This is a genomic window from Streptomyces naganishii JCM 4654 (assembly GCF_014650575.1).
Taxonomy (GTDB): domain Bacteria; phylum Actinomycetota; class Actinomycetes; order Streptomycetales; family Streptomycetaceae; genus Streptomyces; species Streptomyces naganishii.
Window position 1 is genome coordinate 53,500 of the sequence record NZ_BMVF01000008.1, and the last position, 18,352, is coordinate 71,851.

22 protein-coding genes and 1 tRNA gene are annotated in these 18,352 nt (G+C 67.4%); 4 read left to right on the top strand and 19 right to left on the bottom strand.

The features are described from left to right. Positions 1 to 199 precede the first annotated feature (199 nt). From lysA to IE217_RS16485, 3 genes are all read right to left on the bottom strand, one after another. The gene (gene lysA, locus IE217_RS16475; RefSeq protein ID WP_190178629.1) at positions 200 to 1,591 is read right to left on the bottom strand and encodes a diaminopimelate decarboxylase; all 1,392 of its coding nucleotides are present in this window, start codon (positions 1,589 to 1,591) and stop codon (positions 200 to 202) included. A gap of 22 nt (positions 1,592 to 1,613) precedes the next feature. After that, positions 1,614 to 2,705, bottom strand: a complete 1,092-nt coding sequence (gene nrtL / locus IE217_RS16480; protein ID WP_190178630.1) for an ArgS-related anticodon-binding protein NrtL — start codon at positions 2,703 to 2,705, stop codon at positions 1,614 to 1,616. A 189-nt stretch (positions 2,706 to 2,894) separates the two neighbouring features. Next, a complete protein-coding gene (locus tag IE217_RS16485; protein ID WP_229865358.1) occupies positions 2,895 to 3,413 on the bottom strand; it encodes a response regulator in 519 nt (172 codons plus the stop codon). Between the two features lie 138 nt (positions 3,414 to 3,551). Between IE217_RS16485 and IE217_RS16490 the strand changes: the two genes are divergently transcribed. Next, a tRNA-Arg gene (locus IE217_RS16490) sits at positions 3,552 to 3,623 on the top strand. A 320-nt stretch (positions 3,624 to 3,943) separates the two neighbouring features. Next, complete coding sequence (locus tag IE217_RS16495) at positions 3,944 to 4,147, top strand: hypothetical protein (RefSeq protein WP_190178631.1); 204 nt, start codon at positions 3,944 to 3,946, stop codon at positions 4,145 to 4,147. A gap of 150 nt (positions 4,148 to 4,297) precedes the next feature. Here the strand turns inward: IE217_RS16495 and IE217_RS16500 are convergent, their stop codons facing one another. From IE217_RS16500 to IE217_RS16560, 13 genes are all read right to left on the bottom strand, one after another. Beyond that, on the bottom strand, positions 4,298 to 5,680 hold the full coding sequence (locus tag IE217_RS16500) for a PIN-like domain-containing protein (protein WP_190178632.1): 1,383 nt from the start codon (positions 5,678 to 5,680) through the stop codon (positions 4,298 to 4,300). Positions 5,681 to 5,965: 285 nt separating this feature from the next. After that, complete coding sequence (locus IE217_RS16505; protein WP_229865338.1) at positions 5,966 to 6,820, bottom strand: nuclease-related domain-containing protein; 855 nt, start codon at positions 6,818 to 6,820, stop codon at positions 5,966 to 5,968. A 191-nt stretch (positions 6,821 to 7,011) separates the two neighbouring features. After that, a complete protein-coding gene (locus IE217_RS16510; RefSeq protein WP_190178634.1) occupies positions 7,012 to 8,385 on the bottom strand; it encodes a tyrosine-type recombinase/integrase in 1,374 nt (457 codons plus the stop codon). Then, positions 8,382 to 8,576 (bottom strand): helix-turn-helix transcriptional regulator, encoded by a 195-nt coding sequence (locus IE217_RS16515; protein ID WP_125214118.1) that lies wholly within the window; start codon positions 8,574 to 8,576, stop codon positions 8,382 to 8,384. Before IE217_RS16515 ends, IE217_RS16510 begins: the two co-directional genes overlap by 4 nt. Further along, the gene (locus IE217_RS16520) at positions 8,552 to 9,871 is read right to left on the bottom strand and encodes a replication initiator (protein WP_190178635.1); all 1,320 of its coding nucleotides are present in this window, start codon (positions 9,869 to 9,871) and stop codon (positions 8,552 to 8,554) included. The genes IE217_RS16515 and IE217_RS16520 overlap by 25 nt, the downstream gene beginning before the upstream one ends. 130 nt (positions 9,872 to 10,001) lie before the next feature. Next, complete coding sequence (locus IE217_RS16525) at positions 10,002 to 10,259, bottom strand: SpdD protein (protein ID WP_190178636.1); 258 nt, start codon at positions 10,257 to 10,259, stop codon at positions 10,002 to 10,004. Between the two features lie 14 nt (positions 10,260 to 10,273). Next, positions 10,274 to 10,468, bottom strand: a complete 195-nt coding sequence (locus tag IE217_RS16530) for a hypothetical protein (RefSeq protein WP_190178637.1) — start codon at positions 10,466 to 10,468, stop codon at positions 10,274 to 10,276. Between the two features lie 18 nt (positions 10,469 to 10,486). Then, positions 10,487 to 10,678, bottom strand: a complete 192-nt coding sequence (locus tag IE217_RS16535) for a mobile element transfer protein (protein WP_190178638.1) — start codon at positions 10,676 to 10,678, stop codon at positions 10,487 to 10,489. A gap of 11 nt (positions 10,679 to 10,689) precedes the next feature. Beyond that, a complete protein-coding gene (locus IE217_RS16540) occupies positions 10,690 to 11,292 on the bottom strand; it encodes a DUF2637 domain-containing protein (protein WP_190178639.1) in 603 nt (200 codons plus the stop codon). An 87-nt stretch (positions 11,293 to 11,379) separates the two neighbouring features. Continuing rightward, positions 11,380 to 12,756 (bottom strand): FtsK/SpoIIIE domain-containing protein, encoded by a 1,377-nt coding sequence (locus IE217_RS16545; RefSeq protein WP_190178640.1) that lies wholly within the window; start codon positions 12,754 to 12,756, stop codon positions 11,380 to 11,382. Further along, the gene (locus tag IE217_RS16550) at positions 12,756 to 13,112 is read right to left on the bottom strand and encodes an SCO3933 family regulatory protein (protein ID WP_190178641.1); all 357 of its coding nucleotides are present in this window, start codon (positions 13,110 to 13,112) and stop codon (positions 12,756 to 12,758) included. Before IE217_RS16550 ends, IE217_RS16545 begins: the two co-directional genes overlap by 1 nt. A gap of 324 nt (positions 13,113 to 13,436) precedes the next feature. Further along, complete coding sequence (locus IE217_RS16555; RefSeq protein ID WP_190178642.1) at positions 13,437 to 14,666, bottom strand: helix-turn-helix domain-containing protein; 1,230 nt, start codon at positions 14,664 to 14,666, stop codon at positions 13,437 to 13,439. Next, positions 14,656 to 14,970, bottom strand: coding sequence for a putative quinol monooxygenase (locus IE217_RS16560; protein ID WP_190178643.1), 315 nt, complete (start codon positions 14,968 to 14,970; stop codon positions 14,656 to 14,658). The genes IE217_RS16555 and IE217_RS16560 overlap by 11 nt, the downstream gene beginning before the upstream one ends. Before the next feature lie 146 nt (positions 14,971 to 15,116). Here IE217_RS16560 and IE217_RS16565 point away from each other — a divergent pair, with 146 nt between their 5' ends. Continuing rightward, positions 15,117 to 15,590 (top strand): ATP-binding protein, encoded by a 474-nt coding sequence (locus IE217_RS16565; protein ID WP_229865339.1) that lies wholly within the window; start codon positions 15,117 to 15,119, stop codon positions 15,588 to 15,590. Further along, the gene (locus tag IE217_RS16570) at positions 15,590 to 15,976 is read left to right on the top strand and encodes a hypothetical protein (protein ID WP_190178844.1); all 387 of its coding nucleotides are present in this window, start codon (positions 15,590 to 15,592) and stop codon (positions 15,974 to 15,976) included. The genes IE217_RS16565 and IE217_RS16570 overlap by 1 nt, the downstream gene beginning before the upstream one ends. A 172-nt stretch (positions 15,977 to 16,148) precedes the next feature. On the opposite strand, the gene IE217_RS16575 is transcribed toward IE217_RS16570, so the two are convergent. The 3 genes from IE217_RS16575 to IE217_RS16585 are packed head-to-tail and all read right to left on the bottom strand — an operon-like array spanning position 16,149 to position 18,303. Then, on the bottom strand, positions 16,149 to 16,859 hold the full coding sequence (locus IE217_RS16575; RefSeq protein ID WP_190178644.1) for a hypothetical protein: 711 nt from the start codon (positions 16,857 to 16,859) through the stop codon (positions 16,149 to 16,151). Positions 16,860 to 16,862: 3 nt separating this feature from the next. Continuing rightward, complete coding sequence (locus tag IE217_RS16580; protein ID WP_229865341.1) at positions 16,863 to 17,522, bottom strand: hypothetical protein; 660 nt, start codon at positions 17,520 to 17,522, stop codon at positions 16,863 to 16,865. Then, the gene (locus IE217_RS16585) at positions 17,503 to 18,303 is read right to left on the bottom strand and encodes a TIGR04255 family protein (protein ID WP_190178645.1); all 801 of its coding nucleotides are present in this window, start codon (positions 18,301 to 18,303) and stop codon (positions 17,503 to 17,505) included. The genes IE217_RS16580 and IE217_RS16585 overlap by 20 nt, the downstream gene beginning before the upstream one ends. Positions 18,304 to 18,352 lie beyond the last annotated feature (49 nt).

Genomic DNA, 18,352 nt, shown 5'->3' on the forward strand with positions numbered 1-18,352 from the left:
AGTTTCTGCCTTTTGTCCGGATCGTGAGACGTTTATTTCATTTTCGCCGACCCGAAAGCCGAAGATCTTCCGGCATCCCCGGGCGGCTTTCCCAGCCCCCGGCTTTCTCCGCCACCAGCCTTCTCCGTCACCGCCACCAGCCTTCTCCGCCACCGCCACCAGCCTTCTCCGCCACCGGCTTGCTCCGCCACCGGCCTTCTCACCCGACATCGAGACGGAGAAGGTCCTCCTCCGTCTCCCGCCGCACGATCACCCGCGCCTGACCGTCCGCGACCGCGACGACCGGCGGACGCAGCGCGTGGTTGTAGTTGCTGGCCATGGACCGGCAGTACGCACCGGTCGCGGGCACGGCGATCAGATCGCCGGGCGCCAGGTCGGCCGGCAGGAACGCGTCCTTCACCACGATGTCCCCGCTCTCGCAGTGCTTGCCGACGACACGCACGAGCATGGGCGCCGCGTCGGAGGTGCGGGAGACGAGCGCCACGCTGTACTCGGCGTCGTAGAGCGCGGTGCGGATGTTGTCGGACATCCCGCCGTCGACGGAGACGTACGTCCGCAGCCCCTCGAGCGGCTTGACCGTCCCGACCTCGTAGAGCGTGAAGGCGGTCGGACCGACGATGGCGCGCCCGGGCTCGACGGAGACGCGCGGGGTGCGCAGCCGCGCGGCCTCGCACTCCCTGGTCACGATCTCGGTCAGCGCCTTGGCGATCTCGTGCGGCTCGCGGGGGTCGTCGTCGCTGGTGTACGCGATGCCGAGACCGCCTCCGAGGTCGATCTCGGGCAGTTCGACGCCGTGCTCGTCGCGGATGTCCCGCAGCAGCCCGACCACCCGGTGCGCGGCGACCTCGAAGCCCGACATGTCGAAGATCTGCGACCCGATGTGGCTGTGGATCCCGATGAGCTCGAGCCCGTCGAGCCGCAGCGCCCGCCGTACCGCCTCCGCGGCCTGTCCCCCGGCCAGCGGGATGCCGAACTTCTGGTCCTCGTGGGCGGTGGCGATGAACTCGTGGGTGTGCGCCTCGACGCCGACGGTGATACGGATCTGCACCGGCTGCCGCTTCCCGAGCGACTCGGCGATGTGCGCGACCCGGACGATCTCCTGGAAGGAGTCGAGCACGATCCGCCCGACCCCGGCCTCGACGGCCCGGCGGATCTCGGCCTCGGACTTGTTGTTCCCGTGGAAGGCGATCCGCTCGGCGGGCATCCCGGCGGAGAGCGCGGTGGCGAGCTCGGTGCCGGAGCAGACGTCGAGGTTCAGCCCCTCCTCGTCGAGCCACCGCACGACGGCGCGGGAGAGGAAGGCCTTGCCGGCGTAGAAGACGTCGGCGTCGGCCCCGAACGCGTCCCGCCAGGAGCGTGCACGCGCCCGGAAGTCCGCCTCGTCGAGTACGTACGCCGGAGTCCCGAACTCCTCGGCGAGCCGGGTGACGGGAATCCCCCCGACGGTGACGACCCCGTCCCCGTCCCGGCCGACGGTCTGGGCCCACACCTTGGGGTCGAGGGAGTTGAGGTCGGCGGGCGGGGCCTGGTAGTGCCCCTCGGGCAGTACATCGGCGTGACGGGGCCCGGCGGGGTGTGCGGAACGGCTCATGTTCGTCTGTCTCTCTGGTGTCTCAGAGGTGGTCAGGGGCGTCGATGCCGAGCAGGTACAGGCCACCGGCCAGCACCGTCCCGGCGGCTTCGGCGAGGGCCAGCCGGGCGCGGTGGGCGGCCGAGGGTTTCTCCTCCCCGACCGGAAGCACACCGGCGAGGAAGGGCAGCACGGCATCGGCGACGGTGACGAGGTGCCGGGCGAGAACGTCGGGGGCGCGGAGCTCGGCCGCGCGGGCGAGGATGCGGGGATGATCGGCGAGCAGCCCGAGCAGCGTTTCGGCCCCGGCTTCTCCCTCCGCCCCGCCGACGGCCCCAGGCTCGGCCTGGAAGCCGAGATCAGCGGCGTTACGGCTCAGAGCCCGGGTCCGGGCGTGGGCGTACCGAACACGGAAGAGGGGATTGCTCTCCCGCTGGACGAGATGCGGATCGGCGGAGACACGGGGCCGATCATGCCCGGCGGGCAGCAGCAGCGCCCACCGCCCGGCATCGCGCCCGAGGGGAAGGGGATCGGCGGGGGCGGGCACGGGCCGCACGGTGACGTAGGACTCGACAGGCGGCGTCCGTCGGCAATCGGAACGAGCGCCGAGCACGTCACCCCAGGCGGCCGGAGCCTCCCCGTCACAACTGGTACTCACGGCCGCGCCCTGGGCCCGGAGCAACCGCGCGACGACATCGGCGACGACGACGGCCCGGACCTCGCAGACGGGGCGAAGGTGGACGACGCACGACTGGAACGGCGAGCCGTCGGTCTGCGCCTGAACGCTCCCGTAGGCCACCCCACCCCGCAGAACCCGATCAACGAGGACGCCGGCCCGTGTACCACTGCCGTGGCGACGCAGAGTGATGTTGATGAACCCGGGCCCGGTGACGGAGATGTCATCGATGGCCTCGTCCTGGAGAAGATGACCACGCAGCACCTGGGCGACCCGCAGGGCGGGCTGCCCGGCCGGCCTCGCCAGCTGAAGGGCGACGTTGCTGGCGTAGTCACCGCACCCCCCGGGCCGCGGCGGAGTGACCACGACCCGCTCAGGCACGGCGACGCTCAGCTCCCCCGAGTCGACAGCCCGACGCACCGCGCGCCGCACGGTACGGGAGAGCTCGACGGGGGTCACGGGACAAGCGTAGGGGAGGAGGGGGGTGGATAAGCGAATGGGTTAAACGATGCTCTCAGCATGCGGACAGGACGTGAGACGCCAAGGCGCGGCGCGACGAGGCCGTGAGGACGACATCGAAGCCGCAGGGACGACGTCGAGGCCGTAAGAACGGCTGAGAACGACTGAGAACGGCATCGAAGCCGCGGCCTACTGCAACCCGGCCCGCTCGGCCTCCCCGGCAGCCCCGAGGGAACGCGGCCGGCCCCCCTGAGCGGCGTCACGGGCCGCGGCCCGGCGCACGGCACCACCGGCGATCAACTGCCGGACGACGCGGACGAGTTCGGCCGGCTCGAAGGGCTTGGCGAGGAAGGCGTCGACACCGGCGTCGAGCCCGGCCTCGAACTCGTACTGAGTGCAGGCGCTGACGATGGCGAGAGGAAGATCACGGGTACGGGGGTCGGCACGCAGCCGGGCGGCGGTACGGAGCCCGTCGAGCCGGGGCATGACGACGTCGAGGGTGATGGCATCGGGCCGGACCTGATGCACGACATCAAGACACTCGGCACCATCGGCCGCGGTCACGACCTCGAGACCCTCGAGCTCGAGATTGACCCTGATCAACTGCCGGATCACCTTGTTGTCATCCACAACAAGCACCCGGCCCGGAGCGGCTGGCACAACTCGAGAGTAGGTCGCCCCCGGCCACCGCGTCCGGGTTTTCCCCACTTCCACCCCGTGCGGGGTACACCTCCACACAAAGTAGACGCGGAGGTCACTCGCGTCCGCCCCAGGAAAACGTTCATGACCACCCCCGCAGAGCTGGTAGTGTTCTACCCGTCACCGCGCAAACACCGCGCCCGACACGCCCCCGTAGCTCAGGGGATAGAGCAACGGCCTCCGGAGCCGTGTGCGCAGGTTCGAATCCTGCCGGGGGCACCCAGCATGAGGTGCCCAAAGACCCCGTCACCAGCGGAAACGCTGAGGCCGGGGTCTTCGCGTATGTGCAGGCGTATGCGGCCCGGAGCGGGCGTATGCCGGGGTCTGTGGACGAGGCGTGGACGGGATCTCGGCGAGCGCCAACCAGGAGAACGAGCAGTGGTGGTGCCGAAGATCGCAGGCTGACGGCAGGTTCGTCCCCACGCCGGTTCCCGCGGCCCGCCGACTCGGCACGTGGAGTCACATCCCGCGTCTAACCGGCTGAGGCGTTTGGGATCTATGCTCGGTACTTGCGCATTCAATCTTTTCCGGGGGGCCGTATGAGCCAGGAGCCCGAGTTCGTTTCGTACGCCAAGGGCTGCATGAGCTGCCTCGTCCTGCTGATAATCCTTGTCGTGATCGGCGAACTCGCAGTCCAGTCGATAGGTGTGGGAGGGGTGGTGACCTTCATCGTCGCAGGTGTGGCCATCTTGGGCGTGGCGCTGTACCGGTGGTTGTCAGCCTCCGCGAAAGAGGGACAGTAGAGGCACTGCCCCGTGTGAATCGTCATCTCGCGGGGCCACCCACGGGCGCCCAGGTACACGGCTGGCCCTTGCCGAGGCGCCCGCTTCAGCCCTCACTCCAGGCTTGCCGATGGCGAGCCACGCCGTACACCTGGTCGATCTGCTCGTACGTCAGCTCCTGTCGGACGGTTCGCTCACAGCTTCTCCGCTGTCTCGGGTTTGCCACAGCTCGCCCCCCTCGTACTTGCTCCGGAGCAGGGGAATCACCCCGCTGGGAATGCGGAACCCCTTCGCCCAGGAAGGGTCGGTGGCGTGGCCGTAGACGGTGGTGAGCAGGAAAGGCTCCCCTCCTGTCAGCACACCTGTCGCTTGCAGATCCCTCGACAGGGTGCCGATCGGTTGGGTGAAGCCGCGGAGTCTGCGTGTCTCGTCGTAGCCGGCAAGCTCGTACACCGTCTCCCGGTCCACGAAACCGCCGTTTGCCGCAGCTGCAACGATTGCTTTGACTCGGGATGGGTAGCGCCTCATCAGCTCGTCCATGAACGCGGCCAGCGACTCCGCCGTCCAGGCTTCATCTTCGGAGTCTTTGTCGGCCGATGCCTCGCCCAGTTGTTCCAGGTCGCGGACCGAGCCCTCGTCCACGTTCAGTTCAAGGAGTTCTTTGGCCCAGCGGAGCAGTTCGCTTGGAGTGAGCATGTAGAGTCCCACCCCGGCCTGCTCCCGCAGTTCCTGGAGAAGTTCGGCACGGGGACGAGGCGGGATGTCGTATCCGCGGTTGGTCCACCAGTCCTTCTTCACGTCCCCCGTGACCAGTAGAACGTCGCACCCGCGGTGCCGGGCCTCCGCCATGAGCTGTACCCACACGAGGTAGTCACCGGCAGCTAGCTCGGGTTCCTTGGTGCGGAAGTCCTCGTGCCCCGGCGGGATCCCCTCGTCGGCGCGCTCCTGTGCTTCTTTCACGGCCTTGTCGTATTCGTCCGACGACAGCGGCTCGCCGACACGGCCGTGCAGAAGCGGTTCGAGAGCGTTGAGCACGGGGTCAGTGTGAGTGGTGGCAGTCTCCTTGAGTGCGTCGCACTCGGCCTGCGCCCGGATGAACTTCTTGAGGCTGCCAGCTGCTTCGGCGAGCTCGGTCAGGTCTCGGTCAGTCCGCTCTACAGCCTCTTCGTTGTCCTTGAGTTGGACGGCGGTCAGCCAAGTGGTCACTGCTGTCCGGGCCGCGTTGACCGCCTTATCGAGCGTGGCGCTCGCCTCATTGGCCTTGGTCGCGTGGTGATGGCGTACGGTCGGCGACTCGCGGTTACGCCAGAACTCCGTGAGCACCTGGTGTGGAATCCACAGGCGCTCGCGAAGCCTAGCGAGGGCAGCAAGGGTGTCCCGGCGGGTGCTCTCGTTCGAGCGGTAGAGGTTGAGCAGCACATTGGTGTCAAGCACGATCAGACCGGAATCGAAGATCCGCTTGTAGTCGGAGCGGAGTGGGCTGCGATGGGCCTCGTCGCAGTCGAAGACGCCCCGGACTTGCGGCTGGTCGGACGTGGTGTGCGCTGCTGCCATGAAACGCTCCCCTGGAATCGTAAGGCGCATCAGCCCTCCCCGGCTGGGTGCGCGGGGGAAAGTCTAAGACGGGATCGAGCTACTGCGACCGAGGAAACAGCGGTGGTTCCGACACTCCGGACGTCTGCCGATCACCGACCGTCAGGGCATACTCATCCGACATGATCCACGGCGAAGTACCCGTGGCCCGGACAACGTCCAACTGGCCTGTCAGGCACGGCGGAGTTATACACCTCATTGTGCTAGCCGTTCTAAGACATCGCCCGCTAGCCGCTGTCCACAAAATCAGGCGTGGCTCCAAGCCTGACGATGGCGAGCAACGCTGTACAACTGCTCCACCTGGTCGGCCGTGAGAACGCCTGAGAGCGGAGCGAGGGCAGACAACTGGCGCTCCTGGTACACCCGGACATCGAGCTGCGTAGCGACCACCTTCAGCTCGGTGACACCGACGAAGACGAGCACCGGCTCCACCGGCACCGGGAAGTCGCAATAGCGCTCAAGCACTCGGGTGACACGCTTGGCCTCCGCCCGGCTCTTACGTGCGTAGGGTGCTGGTTTCCCGTGATCGACTTTCACGGAATCGTCCCCGACCCATACAGCCTTCTTGTCGTGGTGCTTCGTATTGATGCTGAACACCCCACCAGACCCGATCAATAAGTGATCGATATCCACTTCATTGGCCAAGGGGATAGAGTGCAGGACGCGCCAACCGTGGCGCCCCAAGCGGTTCAGCTCCGCTCCCACTCGCCGCTCCCCCGCCAATCCCGCCCTCCAGCGGTCCCATTCCGAGGGCCGCTGCAGAAGCCGTGAGACGACTCGCTCCATCAGCCCCGGGCCGGATTCGTCAAGCAGGTCCCGCAGGGACCGCCCAGGAGGGTTGACGGCCAGGTCGTCGGCCGGCGTCAGAGGTGGCAGCACCAGACGCGCCTGACTCTCCGGCGCCCTGCCCGACGAGACAGGCTCGGTGAGGTTCTGTAAGTGCTTCGTGAGTACGGCGACCACGTCGTCGCGATGCTCGGCCCGCAAGACCGTGATGTCCCCTGTCGTAACGTCCGCCCAACCGACCGCGGTGCCATCGGCCAGGTTGGCGTACAGACGGTCATGCCCGTACCGCTTCCAGCGCGTGACGTGCAACTCCACAAGGCCCCCCTGTGCTACCGCATTTGACGTTGCCAACATGCCAGCAGCAAGCGAGACGCGGCCACAAGACCGCAGAGCAAGCAGCGCGGCTCAGCTCGCTCGTTCCGAACGAAGCATCGCCACAGGTAGGGCAGAAGACGAGGGAGGCCCCAGGCGCCATGCCTGAGGCCTCAGTGTGGGTGCAGCTTGTCTTACTCGTACTCGCGGAGCAGATCCTCGATGCGCCGGTTGGCCACGTCCTGCCGTCCGTCGAGGCACTTCGCGTACCGGGTCAGCAGGACCTCAACGCTGTTGCCAGCGCGCTCGGCAATCTCGGTGGGATCCACGCCCGCATTGAGCCACGTCGACAGCGCCGAGTGCCGAAGGTCGTACGGCCTACTCGCGAGCGGCGAGGCCACGACAGCCGGCGGAAGCGCCAGGAGCCGAGCCTCCTGCCACACCCGGTAGTAGGTCGAGGACGGGACAACCGAACCCTTCTCACTGAAGAAGAGCCGCCCATCCTCCGCCGTGCCGAACGTGGCCAGGTGCTCGCGCAGCACGGCGACGAGCTGGGGCGGGATGGGCACACGCCGAACGTCCTCAGCCGGGCGATTCTTGAGCCCGCGGTCGTCGTGGGTCTCCCCCGAGTCGGTCCACTGCTTGCCGACCGAAGGACGGGTTCGGTGGAGCAGCGCCGACCCCCAACCCTGCTCGGGGAGGACGAGGTCAGTCTCAACCAGGCCGACCGCCTCAGCGGGCCGGAGGCCGCCGAAGTACATCGCCGCGAAGAGCCCGACGAGGCGCCGGCCGCGAGCACGCCGGTAGCCGCCCACGTAGGACACCGCCGCCAGGAGGTTGCGTGCCTGCTCCGGATTGGCGACGACGCGAGGATCGACCTGATTCGAGACCTTCGGCTTCTGCCAGCGAACCGCCGTGATCGGATTCTCACGGAGCTCCCCCAAGTCAATCGCGTAGTTCGCGGCGTTGACGAGGGTCCGCCGCTTCCGCTGCACGGTCTCAGCCGCTGCCGCGGTGCCGTCGAGCTTCAGCTTCAGCCCGTCGAGCACCGCACGGGCAGTTGCCGGTTCAGCGAGATCCGCAAGCGGTCGGCAGGCCTTTGCCACCCAGTGCAGAACGTTCCGGACGTTATCCGGGACCTCCTGCTCGTTGGGCCCTGGCAGCACGAAGGCCCAGTTGCGTAAGGCCTTACGGATCTCCTCGTCGGACGGCCGCCCTGGCCGCTCCAGGAGGAGTTCCATGGTCACGCTGGTAAGAGATTCGTTGATGCCGTCGCGCGTATTCGGCGCAGCATGGGGCCATTTCATCGCGAGGTACCTGAGGGCGAAGTCGTACCAGGACAGCGGCGACTTCTTCTGTTCCATCGAGCCCGGGAGACCACTCTCCGTGTCGAATTCTTCACCACCTCGCATGGCGCTCATGAGCTTCGCTCGGTAGTGATCAGCGAGCGCCTTGGTTCGGAACGAGTCCGAGAAGACGTTGCCCGCGACAGACCAGCGCACTCCGTAAGAAGGTGTCTTGGTGTCCCGCTTACGTACGCCCCAGACCTTGACGTCGAGAGATTTCACGCAGCCTCCTCCAGTTGCCGGAGCCACGAGGCGAAGTCACTACGCCAGACCCGAAGCTCGCCGTTGGGGAGCTTGAACGCGGCCGGCCCCTGTCCCAGCTCGCGCCAGCGGTAAAACGTCCGTCGGGAAACGCCGCCCAGCTCGGCCAGGACTTGGCGAACGGTCATCAGTTCGTCGCGGCGGGCGTCCATGTCGGTTCTCCTTCCGTTCCGGGGGCGGGCTCGAGAGACTCGGCAAGCCAGGCTTCGGCGCTCGACAGGCCGGTGCCGGCGAAGACCCAGTGCGCGAGGACGAGAGTGGTCTCACCGTCCTGCGAAACGGGCGACGCGGCTTGGGCCCGGCGCCAGTCGGCGCGAGCATCGCGTAGGGCGCCCAGGGTGGTGGAGTAGCGGCGGGACTTCGTGGAGAAGTGACCGCGGAAGCCAAGCATGTGAGCCCAGGCCCGCAGGCGGAGCTCTGCCAGTTCGGCACGGGCGCCCAGGGTCCAAGCGGTGCGGATCATCCGCCGGGCGTGTTCGCTGATCTGGACCTGTGCCAGCTCGGCGAGGAACTTGATAGGCCGGTCCAGGGTGCCGGTCGCGGTCTCTGCTCCCTTGGTGGCGTACTTGGCGATGTACGCCGCTACGGCCCGCTCGGTCAGCTCCTGGCCGTCGTCGAAGTCGGCGGAGCGGATCGTGCGGACGTCGAGCTGACGGCCGAAGACGAAAGTATGGGGCCGCCCGTCGACCACCGGCCCGCCGGCACGCGCCGTGGTTGCAGCTGCCCGAACGGCATCGGTCAGCAGCTCGGCGGTGGCCCAGGAGGGAGGAGCGGAGTCACCACCCTCGGGGCCGTCGAGGCGGATCACTGCGTGGAAGTGAACAGCACCCCTCTTCTGGTACTCGGCCACCTTCGCGAAGGAGATCCGGGCGTGGTGCCGGAATGCTCGCTGAGTGAGGCCGGCCCGCTTGGCGACCTCGCGGCGGAGATAGATCGAGAAACGCCGCCACAACGCCCCAGCATGAGCGTTCCACAGCACGGCCGCTTCATAGTCGTAGGTGTCCGGGTCGAGTGGCGTCCCCAGGACGGCGTCTCCTTCCTCGTGCCGGACGCCGCAACGGCAGTTCCGGCCGCCAGAGGGTCGGTTGTGGACCGGGCCGAAGCTCGGGGCGGTGAAGGTGGCAAAGACGCGCGGGTGTGTGCCGACCCTCTCCGGGGTGCCTTTGCCACCGCGGAGTCCGGCGGTGATCAGGTGGTAGGTGTCGCGACGGTAGGTCTCGGCGCAGGCCGCGCACCGGGTGGCCCGGCGGTTGTTGCAGCGGACGAGGAGCTGACCGGCGGGCAGGGCCGAGGAGTCCAGGTGGTGCAGGACGCGGCCGATCTCGCCGGTCGTCTGGTCCGCGGCGTACTCGGTGCGGTGGCCGTCGAGGCGGACGGGGTGGGTGCAGCCGCCCAGTCCGGACAGTTGGTGAGCCAGCTCGGGCATGGTGCCGAGGGAGGCCAGCATGGAGAGTTCCGCTAGCGGGGGCGGAGTCTGCCGGGTGATGATGGCAGTTCCTTTCGGCTGTTCTGACGGTTGGAAGGGACGGCCCCGGGCGGCGGGATGCTTGGCGGCTTGTTGCCGCCCCGGTGGCCGGTCAGCGCTTGTTCGCGCTGCTGAGGAGGGACCGCAGGACCACGGCGGCGACGGCCACGGACATGGCCGAGACGGCGACCGCCGCCAGGAGCGCGGTGAGCACGATGCCGACGACGACCACGGCGGCGACCGCGCCGATACCGACGCCCACGTACGGAGCGACCGTGCGGCCGGCGAAGAAGGCCGGAGCCTGCGTCTGCTGAGGCGTGACGGTTGTCGTCGGCAGAGTCGGGACGTCGGGCAGTCTGGGGCGGAGCACAGCGGACCTCCTTGTCACTTGTGGGTGCCATTTACGACGCCGACCCCGGAACGGGTGCCGGATTCGATGGCGGGAGCGAGGAAGGTGTGCGAGAGGAAGAAGCCGAACAGCGCGATCACGACGGCGACCCAAAGCCGGACGCCGAGAAACTTGATCGCGGCCCAAGCGATGACGCCCAGGACGAAGACGAGCGGCAGCGAGACGGTCACGGGAGCTCCCTGGGCGGATCAGCGGACGTGGCAGCGATGGGTGCGGGCAGCCAGTTCGGCGGCGGCGCGGCTGTCGTAGTCGGCCGAGAAGCCGCAGCGCGGGGCTGTGCAGACGGCGGCGTGCTTCTCGCGGCCCCGGCCGTCGTAGTACGTGCCGACCTGGACGGGACCGATGCGGATGACTCGGCGGAATCGGCGGTTGGCAGGCATGAGTGCTCCTCTCAGAGTTGTGCGGCGATGGCTTCGGCCAGTGGTGCCGGGATGCCGAGCCGAGCGCGAAGGGTTGAGGTGTCGATGGCCGATCCGGTCCGGGCGTGGTGTTCGTCGGCGACCTTGCGGGCGTGAGCGACGAGCGCGGCCGGGACCGGTACCGGGCGAGGGGCGACGGCCGGTCGTTGTTCGGGCTCCGGGGCCGTCGCGGTCGGCTCCGGAGCAGCCGGTGTGGACTCTTCGGCCGTTTCGTGTGTGGTGTGGGCGAGCAGCGTCCCGCCGAGGAAGGCGACCGCGGGCCATCCGGCGACGAGGATGCGCAGCCAGGCCGGCACCTGGTGCAGGTTGAGCAGACCGGCGGTGGCCACGTTGGCGCCGAGCGAGGCGGCGAGGGCGATCACGAACCAGCACCACCCGGATGCTTTCGCGTCGCCGAACCGCAGTCGGCGCCAAGCGGCGACGAGCAGGAGGTCGACTGAGACTGGGTAGGCCCATGCCTTCCACCCGGCTTGCCCAGCGGCCGAGGCGACATCGTGCAGGTGGGCGAAGGACAGCGCCGCCGCGATGAGCGCTTGGACGAGGACCGCGTCGACACGGGCCAGGTGAGCACGCATGACGCGGCTCCTTCCGGAATCGGGCATGACGGGGTAGGGACGTGGCGCGAGAAGTCACGCCGACCGAGGACTAAGCAGATGAGAGGGTCAGTCGGTGACCGGGACCGGTCGGACGCACGGTGCCGGGGTCACAACCGGACCGGCCGGGAGTTCGGGCCGGAACGGTTCCAATGCGGCCAGCTCGGGTGTGAGGTGCGCCGACTCTTGGCAGATGCGGGCCGCGTCGCCAAGGGAGAGGTACGGCGGACGGATGCGGGACCAGCCGCCCGAGGTGGCGCCGGCCACGGCCAGGCCCGGCCGCTCGGGAGCGATGGCACAGGCGGCCATGACGGCTTCGGGCGCGATGTCGCCGAGCGCCATCTTGGCGGAGGCCTCGTCGTTGACGCGATGACAGACGCGGCCGGTCAGTTGGGCGCGGAGCATGGTTGCGCCCTTGCCCAGCTCGGCGCCGAAGCGCTGCCCGCAGACTTCCAGGTAGATCCCCGCGGCCCGGCCGAGCTGGGCGAGGCGGATGAGCTGGGTGACCATCTCATCGCGTCGTTCCTCGTCCTTCTTCGTGGCGACGAGGAAGAGTTCCGCCACCTCGTCCACGAAGAGCACGACCGGCACCGGACGCTCGCTTTCGGGCAGACCCCAGATGTCCGAGGTGATGTCCTCAGCGGGAGTGCCGGGAGCGATGCCTTGCCGGGTCTTGATCAGGTCGTACCGATCCTCCATCTCCTTGATGAGCACGGGCAGGAGTTCGGCCGCCTGCTCCGGGTCGGTCGCGAGCGCCGACAGACGAGCGGCAAACGGCGCCAGCTCTACACCGCGCTTGCAGTCGATGCCGACCAGGGCGACCGGTTGCCGCGCCAGTCCGGTCACCAGGTGCCGCAAGTACATCGACTTGCCCGAGAGCGTTGCGCCGAGCGTTAGCTGATGTGGGACGGCGCGATAATCCCGTACGAAGGCCGTCGCGTCCTCCCTCAGCGCCACCGGCACTTTGAGATGCCCGCCTTCTGCTTTCCTTAGCATCCGGACGTCGCGCAGCACGTCGAAGCCGACGAGCCGCAGCTCCACCACTCCGGGCTTCACGTCCTTCACGTACACGGCGTGGACGCCCCAGGCATGCCGCAGCCGCTCAGCTGAGGCGGCGACATCCGCCGGTTCCTGCCCAGGAGCGAGGCGCAGCCGAAGCCGCAGGCCGGTCGAGGTGGGCCGGATGATGCCCCGACGCGGGGGAACCGGCCGGACCTCACGTCGAGTCGTCGCCCTGACGGCGAAAGCACGCAGCCGGGAAGGCTGCACCGTCAGGCCGCACGCCTCCATGACGGAGCCGTACGAGCCCAGGAGCCGGACCGTCGATAACGGCAGTCCGAACGTGGACCAGTAGACGCCCGGGTGACGAGCCCGGGTGTAGGCGGCCCCGCCGCCGAACGCGGCGAGGGGACCACCCACCTCCAGCAGTGTCATCCAGTCCGACATCAGGCCGATGCCCCGACGGCGGCCGGGAAGGCGGCCGGCGCGACCGCAGCGGCACGGAAGGCGATGCCGTGTCGCTGCTGGCCGTTGAACACACTCTCCCAAGGCCGTGCCACCAGGCCCACCAGCGAGACCGGAGCGCCCAGCGTCAGACCTTCGGTGACGCCGCTTTCCGGAACCGTGACCTTGATCAACGAGGACTCGCCATCCTCGATGTAGACGACGCCGATCGTCATCAGCGCTTCGCCGCTGTTGGCGTCCTTCGCGATCTCCCCGGTCTGCCTGTCCCGGATCTTCGGTTCCGGTGCCTCGGTCAGCAGGACGGTGGCCGACGAGGTCTCCACACGGATTACACGCACAGAACTGATCTCCCTTGCGCCGCACCGCACGCATGCACGGCGGTGCAATTAGTGAGGAATGACTACGCAACGGGAGGTTGACCGCATACCGACTGGGCGCGATACGCTCCAAGAGCGTTGATGCCAACGACGCACCCGGCCTGAGTGGGCTGCCTCCCGCTCAGGCCACATCTGCTTTCTGTGGCCCTTTCCGCTCACGTGCCGGCGCAGGTCTGCCTTCCTGCTCCGGCGCGTTCGCATGCCCGCATCACCAACTCCGCTGGACGCGAAGGGGCGTGCCGACAACAACCACAGTAACCCGTACTCGAAGTACTGTCTAGTACTTCAGGTACCAGTCCGTACTTCGTGTACGCCTAGCTCTCCTGCCAGGGCGCGCAGTTCCTCAGAGGGCGGCTGGCTCATGGTCAGCAGGTCGGCGATAAGTTGCTTCACCATCGGCAACGCTCGCACCAGCTCCGGTGACAGCCCACGGGCCGCCAGCAGCGCTGAAACGGCGTCAGCGACTTGGCGTCGCTGGGCATACGCCCTGGCAAGGTCGATCTGGAAGCGTGTCTGCCGTTCCGCCGACAGCCCAGAGGCGTCAACGGTCTGCGCAGCCCGCAGGGCGACTCCGGCGTCCCCCAGGTCCACCGCGACGGCCACCTCATGCAAGGCGACGTTGGTGGGCCCGAACTCGGTGTTGTAGTCGTTGCGCCCGTCACCGACCTGGTCACCCAACTCGCGGGCCTCACGGAGGTAACCGTAAGCGTCATCGGCAAGGTTCAACCGAGCCGCGGCCACAGCGCGTTGCAAGGTAAGCGCACCCCGCAGGGCGACTGCCTCAACCTGCCCGGACTCGGCCAGGGGCCGCAACGCATCAGCCGCGCTCCCGGACACCTGGGCCGCCTGATCAAATTGACGCGCGCCCAGGAAGACCAGCGACAGACGGAACTCGCCGGCCGCCATCAGCAGCGGATCATTCGCCCGCTCGGCAGCTACCACGGCCCGGTCTACGGCGATCCAGGCAGCTTCCGGCTCGCCCATGTTCGCCAGAGCGCCACTACACGTGTGGTACATGACCGCCAGGAGCCGGAACAGCTCGGGCCGTTCCGACTCGGAGACCGACCGGGTAGCCGCCTCCAGCCGGGGCACCAGCCCTTCGAGCAGTTCGGCCAGGTCGGCGTAGTTCCCCTCGTGGGTGAGCGACCAGGCGCGGTCGACTTCCGCGCGCAGTGCCGGCACGTCAGGGGAAACGTCCTTCCGACCGAGGACCGCTTTGAGTGAGTGAGCCGCGCTCAGCACCAGCCGCAGACGGCTCGCACCAGGCGGCTCTCCTTCGGCCACCGACGCGACGAGCGGTGCCTCTGCCGCCAGCTCAGCGATCGGGACTTCCAGGACGTCGGCGACCTTCTCGAGCACGGTCATTCGGTCGATGCGCCGTACGCCCCGCTCGACCTGGGAGACCCAGGCTTCCGAGCGTCCCAGCAGGCCGGCGAACTCCTTCTGCGACAGCCCCCGGCGTTTGCGGTTGAAGGCGATCTTGCGACCAAGCGCCTTCTGGTACTCAGTGCTCAACGTCCACGCCCTTGCCGGACACGAAGTCCAAGCGGTCCACCTCGACGGCGGACAGGTACTGATCCCGCTGAGAGAGGAAGGCGCGCACGTAGGCCTTCGACTCGTGTTCTTCGAAAGCCTCCTTGTCCCGGTAGAGCTCGTAGAACACGCGCTCCAGCGGACGCCCGTCAACGCGGTGCACGGCGTAGACCACCGTGCCGGGTTCGTTCGCCCGGATCAGCTCCCCTGTCCGCGCCACCAGGTCATCGAACGCAGCCGCCGCCGCGTCGTCCTTGCACGTGAAGCGCACAAACAGCCCGAACATGCGGAGTCCTTCCTCCCTCGGCATCAGGTCAGCACCAGACCATGCGGCGAACGCTATGTGCCCACCCGGCCGCACGAAAAGTACGAACCCGCACTCCCCGTACGCGCACATTCGGTACGGTGCTAGTACTAATTGTACGGCTCTGTGTGGTCCGTGTCAGCCAGTCGATCTGGCAGACACAGAAGCAGCAGGTCATCGCCATGGAGGACGCCATGCGCACCCACCAACGCACGTTCCCGGGGGACCCCCGAGCGCTCCGCAGCGCGCGCAACTGGATCCACGCCGCGCTGAATGGCCATCCCCGCTCCGACGACGCCGCGCTGATCGTGACGGAACTCGGCACCAACGCCCTCACCTACACGGCTAGCGGACGCGGCGCCGGCGCTTTCCACGTCACGCTCACCGTCTCCGAGCTCACTACCACGATCGCGGTGACCGACTCCGGCCACGCCAGCAGCACCCCGGAGATCCAGCATCCGCCTCTCAACGCCACTCACGGCCGCGGACTCGGCATGGTGGCCGCCCTCGCCGACAACGTCACGGTCCAGGGCGACGACTCCGGCCGCACGGTCACCGCGGAGCTCCGCGCAGACGGCCACCAAGGAGGACACCTGTGCTGATGCAAGGTCTTCGCCGCGGCTACTGGTGCGAGTGCTGGACAGAAGATCTCACCGAGCAGCAGTGGCCGGCGCTGTTGGCATCCTTCGATGCCTACACAGCGCCCCAAGCAGACCGATGGATCTCAGTCGCGCTCCGCACCATCTCCCCGGCTCTCGACGCGGACGCATCGGACGCAGCATGGGAGTGGCTGTACGACGGCCGCATCGAGACCAGACGAGCCCTCTTGCGCTCCAAGCCCAGCACGGTGTCAGTCACCCACGAGCAGTGCCGCATCACATGGACGATCCGACCAGTGATTTTCCTGCCGCTCGCACATCGCCAGAGCGCTGAACTACCAGTCTGCGCCTACGACTTCAAAGACCAGGCGCCCCAAGCATCCGACTGAGTAACAACCTTCTTCACGGGTTCAAGGCGGCTCGCTCCGCTCCCCGCGCGCGGCCCGGCCCCCGGCCGGGCCTGCGCTCCTGTCTCCGCCCCGCTCCAGCCCGACCGGCGCCCGTGCCGCGCGCACAGCAATCAGCCACCTGAAGCCAGAGGAGGGGTACGTCATGGCCGCGTCAGGGCTTGCTCTGCTTACGTAGCTCCTTGAGTGCGCTTCGCATCTGTTGGCGCACGATGCTGCGCTGTTGGGAGTCCTTGAGCAGATCTTGGCGCATTTGGGCGCCAGTCTTCTCTCTCAGCCACCTGGTGCACTCTGCTGAGGCTTCATCAAGTTTGAGGCCGTCGTCTTCCCGCTCCATGCACCACTCCTCGATCACGTCCGCCTCTTCGTAGACGCCGAGGTTGGCTTCCTGGAACTTATAGGTTTGCACGGTCACACGACTGAAGTGTTTGACCCTGCGCTGCAGCATGAGGTTGATACCAAGCGGGTTGAAGCAGGCAATTCGATTGCCAGACTCAAGCTGCTCGGGTGAGACATGGAAGCAGGAGTCGAAGAAGGCCGCGCATGGGTTCGTCTTGCCGTCGGCGGCCGGGAAGGGCGCAGGTAGCCACATTCTGTTGTAGTAGCCCTGTCTCCAGCTGCCCTGCGTCGTACGCCTGACCTCGGCCGTGAGGAGACGCCGTGTCAACTTGACCCCGTCAGCACGAAGAGAGCAGGGGTGATCCAAGATCATGACCGTGCGTATCGTCGTGGTGCCATCGAGGTCAAGGACGGGAACGCTCTCGAAGACATCACCCGTAAGAATCGGGCGTGCAGGGTTCACCTCGTTGCCGAGCGCTCGGTAGAGGTCTTCCGAGCGCTCAGGCTTCTCCATATCGTGCGGCACGTATCACGCATCCTTGGGGCGAATGGACATTTCGCCATCGACGTCGCGGTAGACCTCGAACGCAGAGCGGAACCGGTCCCGCCAGTCGGGGTCATACGCGGTCAGGATCTGCTCGCTGTCACTGTGCCCGCTTGCGTGCTCCAGGACGAGGTCGTGCTGGCCCTCGGTATAGAGGTCGACGGGCGTGATGGGTGCCAGCGAGGAGATCGGCATTTCGAACCACGATGCGACGTCTTGAACCATGTATCGCTCAGTGACCACATCGCAGAGAGCGAGGATGCTGGCGAGTCGCCGGCGGTTCTCGCCAGTAACGCCACCGGCTCGGCGCCACTTCTGTACGGCGGGAACACTTACCCCGATCATGCGAGCGACGTCGCGCCAGGCGAAGCCAAGGTCTGCCAGCTCCTCGAGCAGCGTCTTCGGCGCGAGTCGTCCACGCTGGTTGACGCGGTACTGCCAGTCCTCAAAGGAGGCTCGCTGGTGCAGCTCGGTCGACGTCTCGGCGATGTACCTGGCCTGGCTGCGTAGCGAGCCAGTCTCTTCCGTCAGCTCGCTGAGCTGGCTGGCGACCGTAGCGGTGGGTTCTGATGGCTTAGCGAGGTTGGCGGTCGGCCGAGTTGCACCCTGGACGGGGCGGTGGGTCTCACTGCTCAGGCTGTTCACGCAGGACCTCCTCGCGGTATTCGTCGGTGATGAGCTGCTCGAAGAGACCGTAGGCACTCAGCGCGGCCTTGTCGTAGTGCGGCTCGATGTTGGCCCAGTCGAGGGGGGGCATCTCGTTGGCCGGGACCCAGTAACTGTCGAGGTCCAGGAGGTAAAAGGGGCCAGGCGGGGGGGTGGGGCGCCTCAGCTCGCCTCCGGGGGCCACGGCATACCCGTCAAGATTGCCGTGACGGAGCACAATGCCACGCTGCTGATCCCCGAAGGAGGCCATCCCCTGCCAAGCTTGCGTATGGCTTCCCTCGTCTACGCGTAGGCCGGAGACGCTAGTGAGGGCAGGCGAAATCCACTTTGACCAGTCCGCTGGACCCTCGATGTCCGCGCGGATCTCATTGATGTAGCGAATACCCAGTCGGGCGATGCCATCAGCAGGAGCTACGTGCTGCCGTGCGTCGACAGCGCGGTGCAGAATCTCTCGTAGGACGCTCCGACGCTTGTAGGTGGTGGTCTCCACCGCGATGGCGTCTGCACGGAAAGTGACCGCAGTAGTGGTGTCGCGGGTCATGTAGCGGGGGTCGAATGTTTGCTCCGTCGTTGGAGCGACCCCGGGCGCAAGCGTGACATTCAGGGCTCTGGCAGCCGGACGGGCTAGCGGGAAGGTGTCCGCGAGCAGCTTTTTTAGGACTGCCTGGTCTGCCTCACTGAGCGGTGGCGTGGCTGTGTGGCGTAGCTCCACGACGGTCAGCGCCAGCGGCGCGTTCGAGTAGATCTTGCGTTGCCCCATACCTGCAATCTACCTGAGCAGAAACCCAAACGACAACCGGAAATACAAC

Excerpts from the sequence above, each read along its gene's own strand:
- lysA (WP_190178629.1), bottom strand. The coding sequence starts at position 1,591 with ATGAGCCGTTCCGCACACCCCGCCGGGCCCCGTCACGCCGATGTACTG.
- IE217_RS16495 (WP_190178631.1), top strand. The coding sequence starts at position 3,944 with ATGAGCCAGGAGCCCGAGTTCGTTTCGTACGCCAAGGGCTGCATGAGC.
- IE217_RS16500 (WP_190178632.1), bottom strand. The coding sequence starts at position 5,680 with ATGGCAGCAGCGCACACCACGTCCGACCAGCCGCAAGTCCGGGGCGTC.
- IE217_RS16515 (WP_125214118.1), bottom strand. The coding sequence starts at position 8,576 with ATGGACGCCCGCCGCGACGAACTGATGACCGTTCGCCAAGTCCTGGCC.
- IE217_RS16520 (WP_190178635.1), bottom strand. The coding sequence starts at position 9,871 with ATGCTGGCCTCCCTCGGCACCATGCCCGAGCTGGCTCACCAACTGTCC.
- IE217_RS16535 (WP_190178638.1), bottom strand. The coding sequence starts at position 10,678 with ATGCCTGCCAACCGCCGATTCCGCCGAGTCATCCGCATCGGTCCCGTC.
- IE217_RS16540 (WP_190178639.1), bottom strand. The coding sequence starts at position 11,292 with ATGCGTGCTCACCTGGCCCGTGTCGACGCGGTCCTCGTCCAAGCGCTC.
- IE217_RS16545 (WP_190178640.1), bottom strand. The coding sequence starts at position 12,756 with ATGTCGGACTGGATGACACTGCTGGAGGTGGGTGGTCCCCTCGCCGCG.
- IE217_RS16560 (WP_190178643.1), bottom strand. The coding sequence starts at position 14,970 with ATGTTCGGGCTGTTTGTGCGCTTCACGTGCAAGGACGACGCGGCGGCG.
- IE217_RS16570 (WP_190178844.1), top strand. The coding sequence starts at position 15,590 with ATGCAAGGTCTTCGCCGCGGCTACTGGTGCGAGTGCTGGACAGAAGAT.
- IE217_RS16585 (WP_190178645.1), bottom strand. The coding sequence starts at position 18,303 with ATGGGGCAACGCAAGATCTACTCGAACGCGCCGCTGGCGCTGACCGTC.